Source organism: Cupriavidus sp. 8B, from assembly GCF_054589115.1.
Window position 1 is genome coordinate 605 of the sequence record NZ_BAAILO010000277.1, and the last position, 3,767, is coordinate 4,371.

General features: G+C 62.0%; 3 protein-coding genes. All 3 read right to left on the reverse strand.

All coding sequences use genetic code 11. From position 1 onward, the window contains the following. Window positions 1-462 (reverse strand): ParB/RepB/Spo0J family partition protein (locus tag ACYP5B_RS27420; RefSeq protein WP_459571802.1); only part of this gene is annotated, 462 nt, incomplete at its 3' end. 416 nt (window positions 463-878) lie between these two features. Then, the gene (locus tag ACYP5B_RS27425) at window positions 879-1,124 is read right to left on the reverse strand and encodes a hypothetical protein (protein ID WP_276286845.1); all 246 of its coding nucleotides are present in this window, start codon (window positions 1,122-1,124) and stop codon (window positions 879-881) included. Then, a partial coding sequence (locus ACYP5B_RS27430) for an SNF2-related protein (RefSeq protein ID WP_459571803.1) occupies window positions 1,121-3,767 on the reverse strand: 2,647 nt, incomplete at its 5' end. The genes ACYP5B_RS27430 and ACYP5B_RS27425, both read right to left, overlap by 4 nt.

Sequence of the window (3,767 nt, forward strand, 5' to 3'; positions counted from 1 at the left end):
ACGCGTGTTGAGCGCGTCGAGCACGGACGGACTGCAGTTCATCAGGGCCAGGCGCTTGTCGAGCGTCCCGCGCGACCAGCCCAGTACACGGGCGGCCTCGTCTCGATCCCCTTTGAGTTGCCCGACGATCTTCGCCGCGGCCACTGCCTCTTCCGAGGGTGCCATGTCGGCGCGCTGGACGTTCTCAATGAGAGCCAGACGATCGGCCTCGTCGTCGGTCAGCGCCTTGATGGTCACTGGCATGGGATAGTCGTCACCGTGCGCAGCCTTCGCTGCCCGGTACCGGCGCTCGCCGGCGACCAGCTCGAACTCGTCACCATCCAGGGGGCGGATCAAGATCGGCTGGATGACGCCATTCTCCCGAACGGAGTCGGTCAACTCTGCCATTTCGGCAGGATCGAAATACTTGCGCGGATTACGGCCAGCACGGATCTTGCCAAGAGCGATAGTGGGGTTTTGCATTTTGTGGGTTCTCCGAAACGGAAAAGGGAACCCGTTGCCGCACCGGGAACAGGTTCCCGATGGGATAAGAAAGATGGCGTTGGCTAGCCCGACAAGGCGGACAGGCCACGTTACTGCAAAAAACTGTGCACCTGGCGGTGCGGGGTCGATGCGTCGGAGACGCGGTAGGTGCCGAAAGCATACCGCAACATCAAGGTGCGCGCCAGATCCCTCTGGCATCAGCGGCAAGCCAATCCTGGCGACAGTTGCGCGGATATTCTCTTCCCCGTTTCTGGGTTGCGAGGCCCGCGGCGTAAAAAAAAAAGCCCTCCGGGGATGGAGGGCTGAGTACAGAGCTTGGGGCAGTAGCGAGGTCGCGCTACTGAACTCATTCTAAGGTCGCTGCTGACGCTTATGCGCCCCGTAAGACAACGAATTTAGTGAGCTTTCGCGGGAACAGGCCCAATTGGGCGCGACAGCAGCGTCGTGACGGCGCCTGCCACGTGCCAACCATCCATTTCTGACTCGTAATGGTTGTGTACCAGTCTATCCAGGCACAACACCCGCATGCCGTCAGCGTCCACCGTGCCCAGCACCCGGGCCACGGTCAGCCGGCGCGTTCCCTTGCGCTTCACCGTCACAATGCCGTCTCCAACGGAGATGGCGCATTCACTGACTTTCATGCTGCCTCCTTGAGCAGTTCGCGCATGTCGTGTGGCTTGCGGCCGCGCAACATGGCAAGGTCTTCAACAAAATTGTCCAGCACGGTATCCATGTGCAAGAACGAGGCGTCATCCAATTCGGGGGTCGCCCAATCCAATCCGGCCTGCATCGCGTCCCGCTTGTGCGCCACCATCTGGTCCTGATAGATGTCGACGCTGCCAGGCAAGTGAAAGTACAGTACCTTCAGCACGCCCTTGCGGTCCCAACGCAGTGCGCGTCGCATCGCCTGATACTCGATTCGCCACGTCCACGACCGGTCATAGAAAAGCACATAATCGGCCATCGGCAGGTTGTAGCCAGCCCGGCCGGACGCCTTGGTGCAGAGCAGACCCGTGGCGTTGCCGCCAACGAAGCGCTTGTCCTTGTCGGCCACGCGCTTGCGGATCGGGATGTTGCCGTGGAACGGCACCGTCTCGACACCACGCTCGGCCAGTTCGCCAGCAATCAGCTCGATGACCCCGGGATTCTCCGCAAACAGGATTGCTTTCTCGCCCTCCTCCGCGATCTCCTCCATCCGGTCAATGACCGCGCGCTGCTTGCTGGTTAGCTGCCCCAACATGCCGATGCCCTCCATCCCATGCTGCGGATAGTTGGCGGCGAAGTGCACAGCGCGAATGCGCGCCAGGATAGTCAGCAGGTTGTTGGTCCGCCCTTCCCCACGCGTGCTCCGGTACCAATCGGCGAAATCGTCGGCGGCCTTGAGGTACAACGAAAGGTGTGCCGGGTCCCATTCTGTCTCGATGACCTCCGTTGCCGGCGGCTCAATCTGGATATAGCGAGACACCTCCGGCTCGCAGACTAGCCGTCGCTTGACGTGGGGAGCCAGCATCTGCCGATACTGCGGCAGGTTGCCGATCTTGGGCACCTCCCGCTTCGCCCCGTCCTGCAGGCTCTCCGCGAATTGCCAGGTCACCCATTCGAGCACAACGAAGTCATCGCGGAACCGATCAATGCCCCGCACGGCATGTTGCACCGTCGCCAGCCAGTTCGCTTCCAGATAGCCCCGCTTGTAGCCGTAAGGCTGCGCCGCGGTGCCGTCCCCGCCCGTGAAGGCGATCAACCCGAACACATCGCGCGGATAGTTCGGGATTGGGCTGCCGGTCAGGACATAGCGGCGCCGAGCCGAGAGCTGCCAAAGCGCCCGACTCTGGTCGCTCGTTGGATTGGCAAGACGCTCCCCCTCGTCGGCGATCAACAGACCGATACGCCGGCGCAACCGATGGGCAAATGTCACCCGCCTGGAATCCCGCGGGCTGACGGGCATGCGCAGGCGCTCGTAGGAGATCAAGTTGATCCGCGAAAGGTTCCCCAGGCTGGCGGCAGAGTCAATGACATGCACGGCATCATTGGGGATCTGCAGCTTGGCCATTTCCTTCTGCATCTCGTCGATCAGACGGGACTCAACAACGATCAAACCGTGCTTCACCCCGGATAGCAGGATCAGGGCCACGGCCAGTCGAGACTTTCCGCAGCCTTGCTCCCAGGCGACAACCGCACCATTCGGCTTGAGCAGCAGTTCTACCAGGTCATCTTGCTGGAATTCCCAGTCCAACCAACGATCAATGCCGAGCGCCTTGATGCGCGCGCGCAATGTCGCCGCCTGATCTGGATACCGGCGGACAAGGCCTTCATGTACCGTCTCCCAGCCTTCCCCATCATGAGCCACCACCACCAGGCTGTTGAGCTCATCGAGCGACACCGTGTACTGGTTGCCGCCGCGTTCATAGGTATAGCGGCCGCCGGCGTCACGGTGAAACTCCACCGTCTCGCCAGCTTTCACCACCGGGCTGCCCCAGCGGGTCCGGTCTACGCAGAAGGTCTTGCGAGCCGTGCCTTCCAACTTCTCAGCGGAGGCTGCGCCGGTTACCCACGCGTCGTGGCGAAGCGGCGTCGCCTGGCGGGCGCTGCGCCGTATCCTGTTGCCAAGATGGGCGAGGAATCCCGGTGCAAGCTCCGGTTCCCCGCCGGCGGCACGGATCATCTGCAGAAGGCCGTCGAGCGCGGCGATCGGATTCGGCTGGGCAAGATACGCCTCAATGTCGAGGCGACCCTGGCCAGCGTAGCGAAACCCTTTCGGCAACCGCTGCCCCTCCAGTGGCACGATCCGGCGATCCAGAATCCGGTTCAGGACCATTGCCTCCGTGAACCCGCAATCGAAACCGAGGACGATGCGACGCCCATCGTTGGAAATGCGTACCCGTTTCTGCGAGGTTACAGGGCGGATGATCGCGGGCCCATCGTCATCAAGCAACTGGTGATTGAGCCTGGTCTCACCGGACACGCGATCGTCTACGTTCAGACCGAGTGGCGGCAATACCGTGTCCAGCGAGCGGAGATTTTCCCTCACGACAGCGGTGCGATGGGAACGATACCGACCAAAAACGGCTATAGCGGTGCGCACCTCCGCCCCCTCCTCCCGGAAGGCATTGCCCGGCAGTTCGAACACCCCCAGCAAGCGGCGTGCTAGCTCGGCGTAGGGATCGTTCCAGTTCACGAGCGTCACGTCAAATTTCTGAACGAACGTGAGCGGAAGCAGTGCCACAACCACTTGCGCGGCGTCGAGTGCTTGCTCCAGCGCATATTCGTGGCTAAGAGCGCTCGTA